The sequence below is a fragment of the Oceanospirillum sediminis genome, from assembly GCF_014164585.1.
GTDB classification, from domain to species: domain Bacteria; phylum Pseudomonadota; class Gammaproteobacteria; order Pseudomonadales; family Halomonadaceae; genus Oceanospirillum; species Oceanospirillum sediminis.
Window position 1 is genome coordinate 15,096 of sequence record NZ_JACJFM010000008.1, and the last position, 17,573, is coordinate 32,668.

The 17,573-nt window shown below is 51.1% G+C and carries 15 protein-coding genes; 8 read left to right on the plus strand and 7 right to left on the minus strand.

The window, feature by feature from the left end; genetic code table 11:
- Window positions 1–105: 105 nt before the first annotated feature.
- The 4 genes from H4O21_RS08130 (at window position 106) to H4O21_RS25805 (ending at window position 4,505) form a co-directional block, all read left to right on the plus strand.
- Window positions 106–1,827: an acetolactate synthase 3 large subunit gene (locus tag H4O21_RS08130; protein WP_182808363.1), complete on the plus strand. Its 1,722-nt coding sequence runs from the start codon at window positions 106–108 to the stop codon at window positions 1,825–1,827.
- Window position 1,828: 1 nt separating this feature from the next.
- Window positions 1,829–2,320 carry an acetolactate synthase small subunit gene (ilvN, locus tag H4O21_RS08135; protein WP_182808364.1) on the plus strand — a complete coding sequence of 164 codons (492 nt, stop codon included), beginning with the start codon at window positions 1,829–1,831 and terminating at the stop codon, window positions 2,318–2,320.
- A 392-nt stretch (window positions 2,321–2,712) separates the two neighbouring features.
- Entirely contained in the window at window positions 2,713–3,486 is a 774-nt protein-coding gene (locus H4O21_RS25800; protein ID WP_255487208.1) for an MFS transporter, read from the plus strand.
- A 26-nt stretch (window positions 3,487–3,512) separates the two neighbouring features.
- Window positions 3,513–4,505: an MFS transporter gene (locus H4O21_RS25805; RefSeq protein ID WP_255487209.1), complete on the plus strand. Its 993-nt coding sequence runs from the start codon at window positions 3,513–3,515 to the stop codon at window positions 4,503–4,505.
- 78 nt (window positions 4,506–4,583) lie between these two features.
- Here H4O21_RS25805 and H4O21_RS08145 read toward each other — a convergent pair whose 3' ends face one another.
- The 5 genes from H4O21_RS08145 to H4O21_RS08160 form a co-directional block, all read right to left on the minus strand.
- A complete protein-coding gene (locus tag H4O21_RS08145) occupies window positions 4,584–5,357 on the minus strand; it encodes an ABC transporter ATP-binding protein (protein WP_220495568.1) in 774 nt (257 codons plus the stop codon).
- Window positions 5,354–6,325 carry a FecCD family ABC transporter permease gene (locus tag H4O21_RS25435; protein ID WP_220495569.1) on the minus strand — a complete coding sequence of 324 codons (972 nt, stop codon included), beginning with the start codon at window positions 6,323–6,325 and terminating at the stop codon, window positions 5,354–5,356. The genes H4O21_RS08145 and H4O21_RS25435 overlap by 4 nt, the downstream gene beginning before the upstream one ends.
- Complete coding sequence (locus tag H4O21_RS08150; protein ID WP_182808366.1) at window positions 6,322–7,383, minus strand: FecCD family ABC transporter permease; 1,062 nt, start codon at window positions 7,381–7,383, stop codon at window positions 6,322–6,324. Before H4O21_RS08150 ends, H4O21_RS25435 begins: the two co-directional genes overlap by 4 nt.
- Window positions 7,361–8,281: an ABC transporter substrate-binding protein gene (locus H4O21_RS08155; RefSeq protein ID WP_182808367.1), complete on the minus strand. Its 921-nt coding sequence runs from the start codon at window positions 8,279–8,281 to the stop codon at window positions 7,361–7,363. The genes H4O21_RS08150 and H4O21_RS08155 overlap by 23 nt, the downstream gene beginning before the upstream one ends.
- Window positions 8,282–8,384: 103 nt before the next feature.
- On the minus strand, window positions 8,385–10,499 hold the full coding sequence (locus H4O21_RS08160; protein ID WP_182808368.1) for a TonB-dependent receptor: 2,115 nt from the start codon (window positions 10,497–10,499) through the stop codon (window positions 8,385–8,387).
- Window positions 10,500–10,591: 92 nt separating this feature from the next.
- Between H4O21_RS08160 and H4O21_RS08165 the strand changes: the two genes are divergently transcribed.
- Both H4O21_RS08165 and H4O21_RS08170 read left to right on the plus strand, forming a co-directional pair.
- Window positions 10,592–11,443, plus strand: a complete 852-nt coding sequence (locus H4O21_RS08165) for an alpha/beta hydrolase (protein WP_182808369.1) — start codon at window positions 10,592–10,594, stop codon at window positions 11,441–11,443.
- The gene (locus H4O21_RS08170; RefSeq protein WP_028299664.1) at window positions 11,406–12,314 is read left to right on the plus strand and encodes a GntR family transcriptional regulator; all 909 of its coding nucleotides are present in this window, start codon (window positions 11,406–11,408) and stop codon (window positions 12,312–12,314) included. Before H4O21_RS08165 ends, H4O21_RS08170 begins: the two co-directional genes overlap by 38 nt.
- Before the next feature lie 61 nt (window positions 12,315–12,375).
- Here H4O21_RS08170 and ilvY read toward each other — a convergent pair whose 3' ends face one another.
- The gene (ilvY, locus tag H4O21_RS08175) at window positions 12,376–13,266 is read right to left on the minus strand and encodes an HTH-type transcriptional activator IlvY (protein ID WP_182808370.1); all 891 of its coding nucleotides are present in this window, start codon (window positions 13,264–13,266) and stop codon (window positions 12,376–12,378) included.
- Between the two features lie 333 nt (window positions 13,267–13,599).
- On the opposite strand from ilvY, the gene ilvC reads away from it, so the two are divergent.
- Both ilvC and pssA read left to right on the plus strand, forming a co-directional pair.
- Window positions 13,600–14,616 carry a ketol-acid reductoisomerase gene (gene ilvC / locus H4O21_RS08180; RefSeq protein ID WP_182808371.1) on the plus strand — a complete coding sequence of 339 codons (1,017 nt, stop codon included), beginning with the start codon at window positions 13,600–13,602 and terminating at the stop codon, window positions 14,614–14,616.
- A 297-nt stretch (window positions 14,617–14,913) separates the two neighbouring features.
- Entirely contained in the window at window positions 14,914–15,741 is an 828-nt protein-coding gene (gene pssA, locus H4O21_RS08185) for a CDP-diacylglycerol--serine O-phosphatidyltransferase (RefSeq protein WP_182808372.1), read from the plus strand.
- 82 nt (window positions 15,742–15,823) lie between these two features.
- Here pssA and ppx read toward each other — a convergent pair whose 3' ends face one another.
- Entirely contained in the window at window positions 15,824–17,350 is a 1,527-nt protein-coding gene (gene ppx, locus H4O21_RS08190) for an exopolyphosphatase (protein ID WP_182808373.1), read from the minus strand.
- Window positions 17,351–17,573: the final 223 nt, after the last annotated feature.

Sequence of the window (17,573 nt, forward strand, 5' to 3'; positions counted from 1 at the left end):
GAAAATTTATATATCCGGAATAACGCATAGCCGACTCAGGCTGTCGTTTCTTGTGATAGTTGTTCGTTTTTGCACTCGAACTATTTTTTTAGGGGGTTCACTACGGTGGAATTACTTTCTGGCGCCGACATGCTCGTTCGTTCTCTTCAGGATGAGGGCGTAGAGTACATTTATGGTTATCCCGGCGGCTCGGCTCTTCATATTTACGATGCCATATTCCGCCAGGATAAAGTTAAGCACATTCTGGTTCGTCACGAGCAGGCAGCTGCCCATATGGCAGACGGTTACGCCCGCGCGTCCGGCAAACCGGGGGTGGTACTGGTAACGTCTGGTCCTGGCGCAACTAATACCGTGACCGGTATTGCCACAGCTTACATGGATTCTATTCCTATGGTCGTGCTGTGTGGTCAGGTCATGAGTCACCTGATTGGCGAAGATGCGTTCCAGGAAACGGACATGATTGGTGTGTCCCGCCCTATCGTTAAACACAGCTTCAGTGTGAAGCATGCTTCTGAAATCCCGGAAGTGATTAAGAAAGCTTTCTATATTGCAACCACAGGCCGCCCTGGTCCGGTTGTAGTAGATATTCCAAAAGATATGACAGCTCCGACTGATCGTTTCGAATATGAATATCCTAAGAAAGTGAAAATCCGCTCATACAACCCGGTGGTTCGTGGCCACACGGGCCAGATCAAAAAAGCGGTTGATATGATGCTGAAAGCTAAGCGTCCGATTCTGTACGCTGGCGGTGGTGTCATTCTGGGTAAAGCGGCACCTCAGTTCACTGAACTGGCAAAAAAACTGGGCTTCCCGGTCACCTCATCTCTGATGGGTATCGGCGCTTATCCTCAGACAGACAAACAGAGTGTTGGATGGCTGGGTATGCATGGTAGCTATGAAGCGAATATGACGATGCACCATTCAGACCTGATTGTCTGCATCGGCGCTCGCTTTGATGATCGTGCCACCAATAACACCAGCAAGTTCTGTCCGACGGCGAAGATTATCCATGTGGATATCGACCCGGCATCTATCTCAAAGACAGTGCGCGCCGATGTACCTATCGTTGGCCCGGTGGATTCTGTACTGAGTGAAATGCTGGATCTGGTTGAACAGGCGAAAAACAGCCCTGATCAGGATGCTCTGGCTGATTGGTGGAAGCAGATCAATGACTGGCGTGCCAGCCATTCTGTGCTGTATACCGCAGAAGAAGATCGACCAATCAAACCACAGCAGGCTGTTGAAGCCATGTGGAAGGTTACAGAAGGCGATGCTTACGTCGTAACAGATGTAGGTCAGCACCAGATGTTTGCGGCTCAATACTACAAGTTTGACAAACCAAACCGCTGGATCACTTCAGGTGGTCTGGGCACTATGGGCTTTGGTTTCCCGGCAGCAATGGGCATCAAACTGAACTACCCTGACAACGATGTGGCCCTGGTCACCGGTGAGGGCAGTTTCCAGATGATGATGCAGGAGCTGTCGACCTGTAGTCAGTTTGGTATTCCGGTGAAGATTATCAACCTGAATAACCAGTCTCTGGGCATGGTTCGTCAGTGGCAGGATCTGAACTATCAGGAACGCCACTCTCAGTCTTACATGCAGTCTCTGCCTGACTTTAAGATGCTGATTGAGGCCTATGGCCACGTTGCTCTGAAAGTTGAGAAGATTGAAGATCTGGAGCCCACGCTGGAAAAAGCGTTTGCTATGAAAGATAAACTGGTGTTTGTGGACGTTATGGTCGATCCGAAAGAGCACGTTTATCCGATGCAGATTCCTCAGGGGTCGATGCGTGACATGTTGCTGAGTAAGACGGAGCGTACCTAAGATGCGACACATTATCTCAATTCTGATGGAAAATGAGGCCGGTGCGTTATCACGGGTAGTAGGCCTGTTCTCTCAGCGTAACTTCAACATTGAATCGCTGAACGTTGCACCTACAGAAGATCCGACACTGTCTCGTCTGACGCTGACGACCAAGGGTTCTGATCAGGTGATCGAACAGATCACTAAACAGCTGAATAAACTGGTTGATATCGTCAAACTGGTTGACCTGACAGAAGGTGTTCACGTGGAGCGTGAACTCATGCTGGTGAAGGTTAAAGCCGTTGGTGCTCAGCGTGCTGAAATTAAACGCACAACGGATATTTTCCGTGGTCAGATCGTTGATGTCACCAGCACCATGTACACCGTACAGATGGTTGGTGATAGCGACAAGCTGGATTCCTTTATCCAGGCTCTGGGCGTTAACACGATTCTGGAAGTCGTGCGTACCGGAGTATCCGGTATTTCTCGCGGTGAAAAGGTTCTGAGCCTCTGATATCCGGCGATTAATATCTGCTCTCCTTTTAAAGCCGTTCTCATCACTGGGAACGGCTTTTTTATGCCTGTCTCTCTGTTGACACCCATCAGAACTAAGATCGAAGCAGCCCTCATATCCCTTCCTGATAAGTGCAACGCCTTCTTCTCCCACATTCCTCATGTCTGCACAACAGGGACATTATGACCCTGATACTTATGACTTATGGGTCTTTTTGATCAGATCAGATAGGAATATTCATCATCCTTTTTCATAACCTCTTGTAAAAAAAGGCTTTACAGTGACTGGCTTAGCTTTTGCTAAACCCTGCAGCAGGTTCGGACGTTTACAGAACAACCCCAACCCTCCGACCTCAATTCCAAATGTCATAACAACAAGAATGGAGTTCATTTATGTCTGCTTCTTCAGGGCCTCTGGCCTTTTTGATGAAAGACCGGATCGTTGCTAAGCCGGGCTTTAATCGTTGGTTGGTGCCGCCCGCATCAATCGCAATTCACATGTGTATCGGTTCCGTTTATGCCTGGAGTATTTTCAACCCACCTCTCGTGAAGCAGGTGGGCGTAGTCGCCAGTGCAGCGGATGACTGGACACTCAGTTCCGTGGTCTGGATCTTCTCCACCGCGATTGTTTTCCTGGGGCTGGCTGCGGCTGTTGGCGGTAAATGGCTGGAAGAAGTGGGCCCGCGTATGGTCGGCTTTCTGGCTGCGATCTGCTGGGGAGGCGGCTTTCTGATCGGCAGTGCCGGTATCGCGACCCATCAGCTCTGGCTGGTCTATCTCGGATATGGAGCGATAGGAGGCTGTGGCCTTGGCCTCGCCTATGTTTCCCCGGTCAGTACCCTGATACGCTGGTTCCCGGACCGAAGGGGGATGGCGACCGGGATGGCGATTATGGGCTTTGGTGGTGGTGCGATGATAGGTGCGCCCCTGAAAACCTGGCTGCTGTCTGTGTATTACGAAGCACCGCAATATCTGGGTAAGCTGGCCGATGTTAATCTGATCACAGAAGGTGGTCGTCGTTTTGCTGAGGTTGCGGGACAACAGGTTGAAGTGGTTGTGGCAACAGCAGCCGATATGGCTAAAGTGCCAGTGCCCGGACCTGAAGGTGTCTATAAGGTGTCTATGTTGTCGGCACGGGTGATACCGGTGCCGCAAGCGTCTTCCTGACCCTGGGTATTGTCTATTTTGTCATTATGACGATTGCGGCGTTCTCATATCGCGTACCGGCAAAAGACTGGGCGCCGAAAGGCTGGACACCGCCATCTGACGAGAAATCCGGTAAGAAGATGATCTCTGATAATCATGTTCATATCGACCAGGCGATTAAAACTCCTCAGTTTGCCCGTATGTGGATTGTGCTTTGCCTGAACGTGACGGCCGGTATCGGGGTAATTGGTGTCGCCAAGACCATGATGGGTGAGATCTTTGGTTCGACCCTACCCGAAATTGTCGATGCCAGTTTTGCCGCCACCTATGTGCTGATGATCAGTGTCTTCAATATGGTGGGGCGTTTCTTCTGGGCTTCTATTTCTGATTTTATTGGCCGTAAAAACACCTACCACTGCTTCTTTGTGCTGGGCACGCTGCTGTATCTGTCGATTCCCTTCGTGGCGACTCAGGTCAGCGTAGAGCCGTCTACCATGTGGCTGGTACTGTTCTATGGTGCGACCATGACCATCTTCACCATGTACGGCGGTGGTTTTGCCACTATTCCGGCTTACCTGGCTGATATCTTCGGCACTCTGCACGTGGGTGGTATTCACGGCCGTCTGCTGACCGCATGGAGCACCGCAGGGGTTCTGGGGCCATTTGCCATTACCTATCTGCGTCAGATGTCGGTGGAAGATGCCCTGAAAGATCTGGCGGCTAAAGTCGACCCGGAAGCCTTCCGTCAGGCCTTTGGGGCAGGCATGGATCAACTGGAAAACCTGATCGCAGCCAAAACGGTAACGATCTCCAGGCTGATGGAAATCGCCCCGGCAGGTACGGTTGATCCGACCTCCAGTCTGTATAACACCACCATGTATGCGATGGCTGCACTGCTGGTGATCGCCTTCTTTGCCAACCTGGGCATCAAGCATGTGGATGACAAGCACCACGTGCATAATACCCACCCGGAACATGCACCTGATAAACCCGTGCAAAAAACAGATAACACATCAAACAAGGAAGCTGAACCTGCCTGATACCTTGTTCAGATGCTCTGCCGGTTAATCCGGCAGAGCGTTTTTAATATCACGACATCTTATTCAATAGACTCTCTATCAATACCCCTCTGGCACCAGTAGTTGTGTCTGCCCCGATTGCTCCAGACGACAGTTAAAACCAAACACCTGCTGAATACTGTCCTCATTGATCACCTCGCCTGGTGCACCCTGAGCCAGAATCTGCCCCTGTTTCATCAACAGAATATGATCTGAGAAGTAGATCGCCTGACTGATATCGTGCAGTACCATAACTACAGTCGTACCTTGTTCCCGATTCAGCTGTCGTACCAGAGACAGAAGCTCATACTGATGGGCAATATCGAGAAAACTAGTGGGTTCATCCAGCATCATAAGTGGCGCCTGCTGGGCCAGCACCATCGCCAGCCAGGCGCGCTGGCGCTGACCTCCAGACAGACGATTCAGATGCCGATCAGCCAGAGTTTCCAGCCCGGTTTTGACCAGAGCATCCTGCACAACACGATGGTCCTCTGCAGAGCTGATGGCCAGAAAACGGCGATACGGATAACGCCCCAGCATCACCAGTTCTGCCACCGTCATGGTATCCGGTGCTTGCGGGTGCTGAGGCAGAAAAGCCAGCTTGCGGGCAATCGCTTTACGGGAGAGCGCGCCTAGCGGGTCCTGACCCAGTCTGATCTCGCCTTCCGTGATCGTTTGTTGCCCCGATAAGGCTTTTAGCAGAGTTGATTTACCACAGCCATTTGCCCCCAGAAGAGCTGTCACCTTACCCTCAGGCAAAGTCACATCCAGTTGTTTCAGTACCTGAGTCTGCTGGTATTGCACGCAGATATGATGAGCAGAAATAGCAGTCACGATAGCACCTTTGCAGCCGGAGGCTTTTTCAGTAACAGGAAGATAAAGACAGGTACGCCGGTAATGGCGATGATCAGTCCGAAGGGCAGCTGGATCGGCGCAAATAAAGTACGGGCGATAAGATCCGCCAGAACACATAGAATGCAGCCCCATAACAGCGTCGGTAATAGCAGAGCGGCAGGTGTTTTCTCACCGCTGAAGCGGGCCAGGTGCGGGGCTAACAAGCCAATAAAAGCCAGTGCTCCAACAGCAGTAACTGCCAGTGCACTGAGTACTCCGGCGGCTAACAGACAATACAGACGGGTTGATGACTCCAGCCCCAATGCCGTTGCGGTATGCTGATCCAGCAGCATAGGTTTCAGGTGCAGAGTCAGTAACACAGACAATATCAGTACCGGCAGTGCCATTACCAGCAACCAGAGTGCCTTCTCCTGATAAGCACCGGATAAACTGCCTGACAGCCAGGTCAGCACCTGACCGATCTGATGGGTTTCAGCGCTCAGCATCAGCAGATTCAGTAAAGCAGAAAGCAGAGCTGATAAACCGATACCACACAGAATCAGTGCCACCGGGCTTAAGCGCTGACTCAGCCAGCCGATTACCGTCAGAGTAAACAGACTCCCAGCAGCCCCGGCTAAGGCCTGCCCGACCAGCATCTGTTCTGGTAAAAACATAACGCTGCACAGTACCGCAATCGCAGCCCCCTGATTAATGCCCAGAATACCAGGATCAGCCAGATGGTTTCCAGTCAGGGTCTGCAGCAACAGTCCGGAGCAGGCCAGGCAGGCCCCCGCGGTGATGGCCAGTAACAAACGAGGGACACGCAGTTCCATAACCAGTTGCCAGGCAAGCTCGCTTTGCTCTGACAGAAGTAATGCCAGGGTATCGGCGCTGCCGTTAAACAGATAGAGCAACACACTGATCAGTGCCAGAGCGATTAGCCATAAGTGACGTAACAGATAGCTCATGTCCGATACCTCTGATACACCAGCCACATAAACCAGGGCGCGCCAATAATCGCCATAGGAATACTGGGAGAGGCCGATGTTTCCGGAGCAACCCAACGGGTCAGGCCATCGGCCAGGGTCATCATAATCGCCCCCAGTAACAAGCTGGCACTGAGATGAGCGCTCGCTTTAACACCGACCAGTAACCGGGCCAGATGAGGCACCACTAAACCGGTAAAAAGTATCGGCCCGGTTACCGCAACGGAGGCTCCGGTCAGTAACAGAATCAGAACCAGCACAACCAGATAGACCCTCAGGGGGGAGATCCCCAGGCTACTGGCCTTGGCTTCTCCAGTAGTGACCAGATTAACCCCGGGCAGCATCAGATAGCTAACGGCAAAACAGCTCAGGCAGATCAGCGCCAGAACCGGCAGTAACTCAGCAGGGACAAACGCCAGACTGCCGGACAGCCAGAAGCGGATCGCATTAATCGCGTGTTGCTCCAGTAACAGCATGCTGGTGGTCAGCGCGGCAAAAAAACTGGCCATCAGTGCGCCTAGCAGAATCAGGGTGCTGGTATCGTTACGCTGCCGGTTCGCCAACATCAGGACCAGCAGTAATCCTCCGGCAAAAAGAGCGCCGACCAGTGCAGCACTAAAACGCATTACCGGGCTCATTTCGATACCCAGAATAAATACCAGCACTAGTGCCAGTGCGCTACCCTGAGTCACACCCAGTGTCGAAGGGCTGGTCAGAGGGTTCTGGCTCAGTCGCTGTAATAAAAAACCAGCACAGCCCATAGCGGCACCGGTCAGCAGGCCCGCTATCAGTCGGGGAAAACGAAGCTCTGTCAGTACCAGCTGCTGAATCGGTTTTTGAATGGATTGTTGCAGTGATTGAGCGTCAGATACCAGACTCAGGTATAAGTCTGCTAAAGACAGTTGTGGATAACCGGCCAGCAGAGATAACAGCACAGAGGCCAGCAATACCGTAACCAGAACCAGCCAGATAGCATACTGCCGGATCAGGTTGAATAACCCGGATGCGGCTGTCGCTTCAGGATGAGGGCGTGTAAGCACGGATAATCGCCTCCAGATCGTGTAATACCTGTTCTGCCGCCAGCGGTCCTATGCCCAGCATCCAGTAATGGTCATCCACCGGGACAATCCGGCCTTTGAGTAATGACCAGAAGCCGGTGCCCTGCCACTGGCGAATCATAGATCCCAGTTCAGGGCTGTATTCGCTCAACAGGATCAACTCCCCCTCCAGCTGACGAATCTGCGCCGGTGAACGCAGCCGGGTGGCAAAGCCTTTAATATCCTGATTTTCAGGACGACGAATACCGCATTGGTCCAATAAGGTGTGGATAAAAGTATCCTGCAGATACAGACGCACATGGTCCTGCATGGAGCGAACAACAGACACTGTGGGACGGCCTTTCTGTCTATATAAGGCATTAATACGCTGGCATTGCTGCTCAAAACCGGTCAGCCAGTCACTGGCTTTTTGCTCCTGCTGTAAGGCGCGGGCAAACAGCTGCAGATTATCCCGCCAGCTGACACCAATGCGTTCGCTGAGTACCGTCGGTGCGATCCGACTCAGTATTGGATACAGATGACCGTGCACTGAGCGACTGCCCAGAATCAGATCCGGTTGCAGCTGGAGAATACGCTCCAGATCCGGTTCAGAGTTTAATCCGACAGAGATCGGTGTCTGATCTGCCGGGATATAGTCCGGCAGATGATCGATCTGATAGGGATAGGTGGTTGCTACAGGTAAATGCCCCAGCCCGACACTGATATCCAGTTCACCGGTATCCAGTACCACCAGGCGGCGCACCTGATGAGGCACACAGCTTTGTCCCATTGCATGCTCGACCCAATGACAGCTTTCAGCAGAACGGTCAGGGTTAGCAGAATTGTGAGTTAAAGACGCAGAAAAGCCTGCCCTTGCAATCAGCAAAGACAGGCCTGCCATGAGAAACAGAACCAGAGTTCTGCCTGCCCGGAGACAGGGGGCTATAGCCCTGCCCCGGTGCAGATTGTGCCGGTGATACCGTAAGTTCATTGGTCAGACTGCATTACCATTGATGATGATAAGACACCATCAGAGTACGTCCCGGTGCGTAGTGTTGCCCCTGAGATTCCGAACGGTTCAGCTGTCCCAGTACAGTGCGGTAATCTTCATTCAGCAGGTTTTCGATCCCGACATTAATACTGCCTTGTCCCAGCTGATACGCAGCAAAATAATCCAGTGTGGTATAGGCTTTAACTTCGCCCCGCCCCCAGCCTGCGCCATCTTTGAATGCTTCATCGCGATCGGCTGAATGATTCACCTGAACTTTATGCAGCCAGTCTGCTGATGACTGATACTGCACGTAAGCGCTCAGCTGTACAGGTGGGACACGGAAGCTGTTCAGATCCAGCCATTTGCCCTGGTTCTTGTCGTAGGATTCCCCCTTCATCCAGGTCAGCAGGCCACCCAGGCGCCATTGATCATTCAGCTGATGGCGACCGGTCAGCTCAAGACCAGTGATGCGTTCTTTAACCCGAGGCAGCACCAGAGAGAAGTCTTCAATGGCGATACTCCCCAGATCCGAGGTGCTGTGAAATACCGCCGCACTCAGCTGAGTATCACCCAGGTCAGAGCGAACACCCACTTCATAGGTATCGGTTTTCATCGGTTCCAGTTCGGAACTACCAGCATCAAAGTTGGAGGTATAACGCAAACGCAGGCCCAGATCTGGCAGCTCAAAACCCTGAGAGAAGTTGGCGTATACTTCGGTCTGGTCTGTTACCAGCCAGGTCAGACCGGTATTGAACATCACATCGTCATAAGAGATGCGACCGCCATCAATGGGGACTTCCTGGCCCAGGGTGACATAATCATCAAATTCAGCGCTGATGGTTTCGTAGCGCAGGCCACCTTCCCAGATCAGGTTATCGCTCAGATCTGCTTCCAGCTGAGCAAAACCTCCCAGAGTTTTCTGACGGATCTCAGGTACAAAGCCTTTTTTACCGGTCTGAACAAAGTTCAGCTTATTGCTGTTGTCGTAAATATCACCATCGTAGATCAGCGCAGGGCCGTCTTCGGTAGCGTGGTTAAAGTCCACACCCCAGCGCAGCATAACGGCATCGTTAACCGGGGTGTTCATGGTCAGGCGAGACCCCCAGTACTGACCGGACAGCTCGGTCTGAGCCAGATGGTTCCACGAGCCATAAGGGCGACCATCAAAGGGCAGGAAACGGTTGTAGGTATCGCGGTAATACAGCTGGGCATCCAGCGCACCCAAAGCGGTTTCGTACAGTGACCAGGCCAGATTCAACTGAGTATTCTCAACGGCGGTTTGCTTATCCAGTGACAGGCCGGATGCTGCCAGAGCTTTACCGTCAGGGCCATCAACCCGCGTATAGTCGGTATCCTGGTCCCGTTCCAGATGATTCACCGACAGCGTAATCGCCTGCTTGTCATCGCTCCAGCGCACTTTACCTGCCAGTGTCAGCGAACCGGTATCACTCAGATCACTTTGCCCCAGTTCAGGCGCAATGCGATCACCAACAGCATCAAAGAAACCGCCAGTCTGTTCGTAACCTATGGTCAGACCGTAATCCAGCGAACCATCCTGTTGATCACTCTGACCTGAAACAGTGTGCGATGCTTTCCAGCCGACAGAATCCTTACCGTGAGTCAGTGAGGTGTTCAGCCCGATAGTAGATTCTGAAACACCGGTATTTTTGCGGGTGATGATATTCACAATACCACCCGAAGCACCACTACCATAGATAGCGCTGCCACCGCGAATCACTTCGATGCGCTCAATGGTTTCCGGGGCAATACCGGCCAGATCCCTGGAGATATTGCGGTTGGCATTCTGTGGAATGCCATCCACCAGTACCAGCATCTTACGACCACGCAGAGTCTGGTTGTTATTGGTCATGGTTTTACCCGCCGGAGCCATACCAGGCACCAACTTACCCAGGGCATCTCCCAGTGACGGGGAAATGCTGAACTGTTGTCTCAGTTCTTGCTGGCTGATCACAGTCACAGAGCGTGGGATCTCACTCAGTACCGTGTTATGGCGGGATGCACTAATCACCAGATCATCTTGCTGTTGAGGATCGGATGATGCAGCCAGCACCAGGGGGCTAGCGACAGCCGTAGTCAGCATCAGAGGGGCGACGATTGAGTATTTCATAGGTAGAATCAACAAATTTAAAAATAATGTATTTGATAATCGTTTTTATTAACTGGTTTTTATCTTAATAAAAAAACCACAAGGAGGGCAAGTTGTCTTTTGGTATTTATGACGTGGGTGCGACCACCTTCTACGCCTGTCAGGCCGACCCCAGATTCAGCTACTGTCTTTATGTGCCTCAGCAGATTCATCAGCAGAAAAATTTGCCGGTCTGTGCCGTCATTCACGGTTCCCGCCGTACCGTTGAGGGTTATCGGGATCGTTTTGCCGACTTTGCTGAGCGCGAGGGCTGTATTATTCTGTGCCCGTTATTCCCGGTGGGCATCCCGGACAGAGACGATACCAGTGGTTATAAGTACCTGTATGAAAAAGGAATTCGTTATGATCTGGTTCTTTTAGCCATGCTGGAAGAGGTGGCGGAACGCTTCTCTGCCCGTCGTGATCGTTTTCTGATGCACGGCTTTTCTGGTGGTGGACAGTTTGCTCATCGTTTTCTCTACCTGCACCCTCATCGCCTGCAGGCGGTTTCGGTGGCTGCCCCGGGTGTTGTAACCCTGCCCAGTGATGAACGCTGGTGGATGGGGCTATCGGATAGCAAAGAAATTTTTGGTATTTATCCAGACTTTGATACCATAAAAAGTATACCTATACAGATTATGGTGGGCGAACAGGATCTGGATGGCAGCGAAATAAACCTGACACCAGCCTCCCGGTACTGGCGCCCCGATTGCAATAAAGCTGGTCGCAACCGTCTGGAACGTGCCACAGTGCTGGCTTCTGCGCTCAGAGATCAGGGCTGTCAGGTACAGCTGGATGTGATTCCGGGCATTCATCATGAGGGCTTCCCTCTGATCCCTGATGCCACCGACTTTCTTGCCCGTTGGATTAGTCATGGAGAACCCCGCTTTGAGCACTCAGAAGGACGAGAACCTGAGAAGCATTAACCCGTTACAGGCTGAACTGAGCCATCAGCTGATCGCCCTCTTTATCCGGGAGGGGCTGACCACAGGCAGTGCTTTATCTGAGCGGGAGCTGGCAGAAAAGCTGTCGGTTTCCCGTTCTCCGATTCGTGCCGCGTTGAAACTGCTGGAGCATTTCCAGGTGGTTGAACCCCGTCCGGGTGGCGGTATGCGTCTGGCCATGGACAGCCCTGCTCTGATGCGGGTTGAGATGACGTTACCAGAATCACCGCAGGATCAGTTGTATGTGCAGATCGGTCAGGACCGGGTGCAGGGGCAACTGGAAGAACATGTCACCGAAGCAGACCTGTTACGTCGCTACGATGTGCCTAAAGCGCTGCTGACCAAGGTACTGACACAACTGGTCAGCGAAGGGCTATTGCAGAAGGCGCAGGGCAAAGGCTGGCTGTTTACCCGTCTGATCGGCTGTGTGGAAAGTAATAAGGATAGCTATGAGCTACGCCGGATCATTGAACCGGCCGCTATTCGCAGTGCTGGTTTTCAACCGGAACCGGAACGTTTTCAGGCCTGTTTAGCCATGCATAAACAACTGGTTGATGGACTGGTATTTGAAACCCCTCACCATGCATTGCTGAATATTAACGCGGGCTTTCATCAGATGCTGGCGGACTTTTCCGGTAATCGCTATTTCAGTGAGATTATTCGTCAGCATAACCGGATGCGACGTTTTACCGAATCCGGTGCGGTGTTATACCCGGAGCGTATGCTGCAGTCCTGTCAGGAACATCTGGACATTCTGGAACAGATTGAAGCGCGGGACTTTGAGTGGGCAGCGACTCTGATGGAGCGTCACCTGGGCATCTCTTCCAAGGGACAGCTGGGTGTACCAGAATAATTGCACTGATCACCACCGGATCAGCCATTTTCCAGCTTAACGATGCCTGAACATATCTCACTCAGGTATCCGTATCCAGCTGTGACCAGAACGCTTCAATTAAAGGGTTCTTCAGTTTTTTCTTCAGTACACAGACCCCGACATCATAAGCGGCCAGCGTCGGGGTAACCGATAATACTTTTACACGGTCGGCCAGAGGGCTGTTATCCAGTACGATTTTGGGCACTACACCAATACCAAACCCCAGGCTGACCATGCTGACAATCGCTTCATTACCGGCGACCTGAGCATAGATGTTCGGTTTAATTCCCTTGTTACTGAACCATTGATCCACCCGGCGTCGGGCCAGATCTTTTTCAGGCAGAATCATAGGCACTTTACGCCAATCGATAGCATTAACTTCCTGTTCCACCAGAGGGTTAAGTACAGGATCATCCACCGGGGCGATAAAATACAGTGGCGATAGCCCTGTAGATTTAAACGCAAGACTGGCGGGTAGGTGATCGGGACGAGCGGCAATGGATACATCCTCATCACCATTTATAACCCGGCTGACGGCGGGGCCTGGCTCGCCAGTATGCAGCTTTATTTCTATACCGGGAAAGCGGCTGCGAAAGCGACGCAGAATATCGTGTAAGAAGCTATAGCTGGCAGTTACTGAGCAATACATGCTGATCTCACCGTGTAACTGACTGGCGTCTTCCAGCAGGGTGTGGCGAATCATATCCCACTGACTTAAGGCATCTCTGGCATAGGCCTGGAACTTCTCTCCTTCCCGAGTCAATGTCACGGTGCGGTTATCGCGCTCAAACAATGCAACCCCCAGAGTATCTTCCAGCTGCTTAATGCTCCGGCTTAGGGCCGATGAGCTGATATGGCAGGCTTCACTGGCGCGGCCAAAGTGCAGGGTTTCAGACAGGGCGACAAAATGTTTGAGCTGGCGGATATCCATAGGGTTTTAATCTGCGAGGTAATGACATCTCAGGGAATTATAGTATTAGAGAGAACCATATTGCAAAAATCGGGATATAACATTGCGTATATATCATTTTACGCAATGCTTTTAAGGCGGTATCTTTAGCTCAACGAATAAGGCAAGGCTGAAGCGGCAATCGCCGATTAAGAGCAAACGAACGGGCAAAGACCTGTCACCGCTTCCGCTGTGATGATCTGTTAATGAATAACATGCAAGAGCTAACAGAGCTTTACTGCCAACCCTATTTGCAGCCTGCGTACCCTAACAGCAGGCGCTAAACAGTTAACCAAACTTTAAGGAAGTAGAACCATGCAGGTTTATTACGATAAAGATTGTGATCTTTCCATCATCCAGGGCAAAAAAGTTTCTATCATCGGTTACGGCTCTCAAGGTCACGCACACGCGTGTAACCTGAAAGATTCCGGCGTTGATGTCACTGTTGGTCTGCGTGCTGGTTCTTCTTCTCGTGCAAAAGCTGAAGCTCACGGTCTGAAAGTTGCTGATGTTGCTGATGCAGTTGCGGCAGCTGACGTAGTAATGATCCTGACTCCGGATGAGTTCCAGGGCCAGCTGTACAAAAACGAGATCGAGCCTAACATCAAGCTGGGTGCTACTCTGGCTTTCGCTCACGGTTTCTCTATCCACTACAACCAGGTTGAGCCACGTGCTGATCTGGACGTCATCATGGTTGCTCCTAAAGCGCCTGGTCACACTGTACGTTCTGAGTTCGTTAAAGGCGGCGGTATCCCGGATCTGATCGCAATTTACCGTGATGCTTCCGGTAGTGCTAAAGAACTGGCTCTGTCTTATGCAATGGGCGTTGGTGGCGGTCGTTCCGGTATTATCGAGACTACGTTTAAAGATGAGACTGAAACCGATCTGTTTGGTGAACAGGCTGTACTGTGTGGTGGCGCGGTTGAGCTGGTTAAAATGGGCTTCGAAACCCTGACTGAAGCGGGTTACGCTCCAGAAATGGCTTACTTCGAGTGTCTGCACGAGCTGAAACTGATCGTAGACCTGATGTACGAAGGCGGTATCGCCAACATGAACTACTCCATCTCTAACAACGCTGAGTATGGTGAGTACGTGACTGGTCCTGAGGTAATCAACGAGCAATCTCGTGAAGCAATGCGTAACGCTCTGAAGCGCATTCAGGACGGTGAGTACGCGAAGATGTTCATCGCGGAAGGTCAGACTAACTACCCATCCATGACTGCACGTCGTCGTAACAACGCCGCTCACCCAATCGAAGAGACGGGTGAGAAACTGCGTGCGATGATGCCTTGGATCGCGGCAAGCAAGATCGTAGACAAAGAGAAGAACTAAGCATCTTTCTCTCTGCTCTGAAAAAGCCAGCTCATGCTGGCTTTTTTAGTTTCTGGGCCCGCTATCCTCTATCTGAACAGTAACGGCTTTGCCCTCTCTGTTTTACTGGCTATCTGCCAAACCGCTTATGACACCTGTTATTTTCCGCCAGAGCGCGAATCCGCAGCTGAATTGGCGGCTATTTATTCCAGTAGAATGACTTTTCACCACTTTTATCCATCGAATTGATTTTCTGCATAGTGCCGTAACCTTTGATATGTGTAGAATAACGGCTTCATTTTTTATTGCAGGTTGATTATGAACGAACAGGAAAAACAGCCCCATAACGGTGATGACGATCTTGTGGAAGAAACCCGCATGTTGTCCCTGGGGGAAGATGAGGTAGAAGAAGAGACCGTCGAAGCCGGAAAAAAAGTGCGTCGGCGCGGCATCTATCTGCTACCAAACCTTTTCACAACCGGTGCACTTTTCTCTGGTTTTTTCGCCATTGTTTCAGCTATGAATGGCGCTTTCGATAGTGCTGCCATTGCTATCTTTATCTCCATGATTCTGGATGGACTGGATGGGCGTGTTGCCCGCCTGACCAATACTCAGAGTGACTTTGGAGCAGAATACGACAGTCTGGCCGACATGGTGTCTTTTGGTGTCGCACCCGCTCTGGTCGCTTTCAGCTGGATGCTGTCCGATATAGGAAAAATTGGCTGGATTGCCGCCTTTGTTTATGTAGCCGGTGCAGCATTGCGTCTGGCCCGCTTTAATACTCAGATTGGCTCTGTGGATAAACGCTGGTTTATTGGACTGCCCAGTCCTGCGGCAGCCGCTGTTGTTGCCGGTATTGTCTGGACATTCAGCGACCTGGATCTGAACGATACTGCCTATACCTATGCTCTGGCTTTTATCGTTGCTTCCATTGGTGTACTTATGGTCAGTAACGTCCGGTACAACAGCTTCAAAGAGATTGATCTGAAAGGCCGGGTTCCCTTTCTGACGATGTTTGTTATCGCCATCTTCTTTGTTGTGATTGCTTATGATCCGGCAACCGTGCTCTTGCTGCTGTTTATGGGCTACGCTGGTTCAGGGCCAGGGCGAGCGCTACTGCGTCGTGTTAAAAAAGCGGATCAATAGTCAGCAGAGAAGCTGCCAGATCGGATAAGAAAGCCCCTGTCAGAATTATCTGGCAGGGATTTTCAAAAGGTTACAACTGTCATCAGCTGAATGTCAGATTGATCTGATGCGCCAGCAAATATTCCTGTTCCAGTTCCAGATCAGCAACTGTCAGCGGGTTATCTTCCAGCCAGGACTCTCCCAGCTCAAGCACAACATCATTACCCTTTACAGTAATCTGAGCCTGCTGATGAGCCTCATCCGGACGACTATGATTCAGTAATACTGCCAGGCGCAGTAAAACCGCCAGTCGGATCAGGGCTTTTTGCATACTCTCAGGCTGCAGACGGAAATCAACCATCGGGAATTTACGTCGGTGGCCACGCACCAGCACGGCCAGCATACTCTGCTGATATTTAGAAAAACCAGATAAATCAGAATGTTGCAGTAAGTAGGCACCATGTTTATGGAACTGACTATGAGAAATAGATAAGCCTGTCTCATGTAACAAAGCAGCCCACTTCAGTAACAAGTGCAGATCTTCAGTCTCCAGCTTCCAATTTTTTTTTGCCTGCTGATACAAATTTTCAGCAGTCTGGCTGACATTTTCAGCCTGAGCGATATCAACCTGATAAAGCTCCATCAAAGCACTGACGGTTTTCTCCCGGATATCCTGATCCGCCGAACGTCCCACCAGATCTTGCAGAATACCTTCTCGCAATGCGCCGTCCGTAAATTCCATTTGCTCAATATCCAGCAACTCAAAGACACCTTGCAGGATAGCGACACCGGCTGGAAATACCTTAGCCCGATCCGGCTTCAGCCCTGGCATCTCAACCTGATCAAGGGTTTTAAATTTCAGCAGGTGTTTTGACAGCCGATTTAACCCCTCCCTAGTGATACCCGCTTCAGTCCAGCCATTCAGTTGCAGCACAGCAGCTGTTGCTTTAATTGTGCCAGATGTCCCTACAACCTGTTGCCAGCCCAGCTTTTTATAAGGCTTAAGAATACTGAGCAGCTCATTTTTCGCGGCCATTACCGCTTGCTGAAAACGTTTAGCTGTAATCTGTCCGTCAGCAAAAAAACGTTTACTGTAAGCCACACACCCCATATGCAGACTTTCCAGAGCCAGAGGATCAAAGCCATCCCCAATTATAAATTCAGTACTGCCGCCACCAATATCGACAACCAGTCGTCGACCTTTCGGAGTTGCCAGTGTCTGGGCCGCTCCAACATAGATTAAACGCGCTTCTTCACGGCCACTGATCACTTCCAGAGGGTGTTTCAGAATCTCTTCAGCTTTATCCAGAAATTGCTGAGCATTGTGAGCCTCACGCAAAGCGTTGGTGCCGACAATTCTCAGATTGTCATGATGAATCCCTTCAAGAAAAGGGGCAAAACGGCTAAGGCAGTTCAGTGCTCGGGTCTGAGCTTCATCTGTCAGATTATTATCGGAGTCAAGACCAGCAGCCAGCTGAACCTTCTCGCCCAACTTTTCCAGTGTCCGAATATCGTTATTACCCTGACGCGCCACCAGCAGGTGAAAGCTATTCGATCCCAGATCTATCGCTGCCAGCATTTCACCATCAGCAGGTGTCTCATTCTGGTTAGAGTTATCCGTATTATTCATAGTCTTTTCGGGGCCTGTATTTATCATATCCCTAATTATGGCACGATCATAAAAGTGTCACATGACGAATCAGTGACAAAAAATACGCAATTGCGAAAAACCCTTCTGAAACTGCGGGCAAAAAGCAACATATGCATCAGAAATGCCTAATCACCAACTTTTACCGTCAGGCTTTCCGGTGCTATCATAGGCACAAAATAAATCTGTTTTGCCTTGGAGGCAG

What these genes read in the sequence shown, in the direction of transcription:
- ilvN (WP_182808364.1), top strand. Translation starts at nt 1,829, where the DNA reads ATGCGACACATTATCTCAATTCTGATGGAAAATGAGGCCGGTGCGTTA.
- H4O21_RS25800 (WP_255487208.1), top strand. Translation starts at nt 2,713, where the DNA reads ATGTCTGCTTCTTCAGGGCCTCTGGCCTTTTTGATGAAAGACCGGATC.
- H4O21_RS25805 (WP_255487209.1), top strand. Translation starts at nt 3,513, where the DNA reads ATGACGATTGCGGCGTTCTCATATCGCGTACCGGCAAAAGACTGGGCG.
- H4O21_RS25435 (WP_220495569.1), bottom strand. Translation starts at nt 6,325, where the DNA reads ATGAGCTATCTGTTACGTCACTTATGGCTAATCGCTCTGGCACTGATC.
- H4O21_RS08155 (WP_182808367.1), bottom strand. Translation starts at nt 8,281, where the DNA reads ATGGCAGGCCTGTCTTTGCTGATTGCAAGGGCAGGCTTTTCTGCGTCT.
- H4O21_RS08160 (WP_182808368.1), bottom strand. Translation starts at nt 10,499, where the DNA reads ATGAAATACTCAATCGTCGCCCCTCTGATGCTGACTACGGCTGTCGCT.
- ilvY (WP_182808370.1), bottom strand. Translation starts at nt 13,266, where the DNA reads ATGGATATCCGCCAGCTCAAACATTTTGTCGCCCTGTCTGAAACCCTG.
- ilvC (WP_182808371.1), top strand. Translation starts at nt 13,600, where the DNA reads ATGCAGGTTTATTACGATAAAGATTGTGATCTTTCCATCATCCAGGGC.
- pssA (WP_182808372.1), top strand. Translation starts at nt 14,914, where the DNA reads ATGAACGAACAGGAAAAACAGCCCCATAACGGTGATGACGATCTTGTG.
- ppx (WP_182808373.1), bottom strand. Translation starts at nt 17,350, where the DNA reads ATGAATAATACGGATAACTCTAACCAGAATGAGACACCTGCTGATGGT.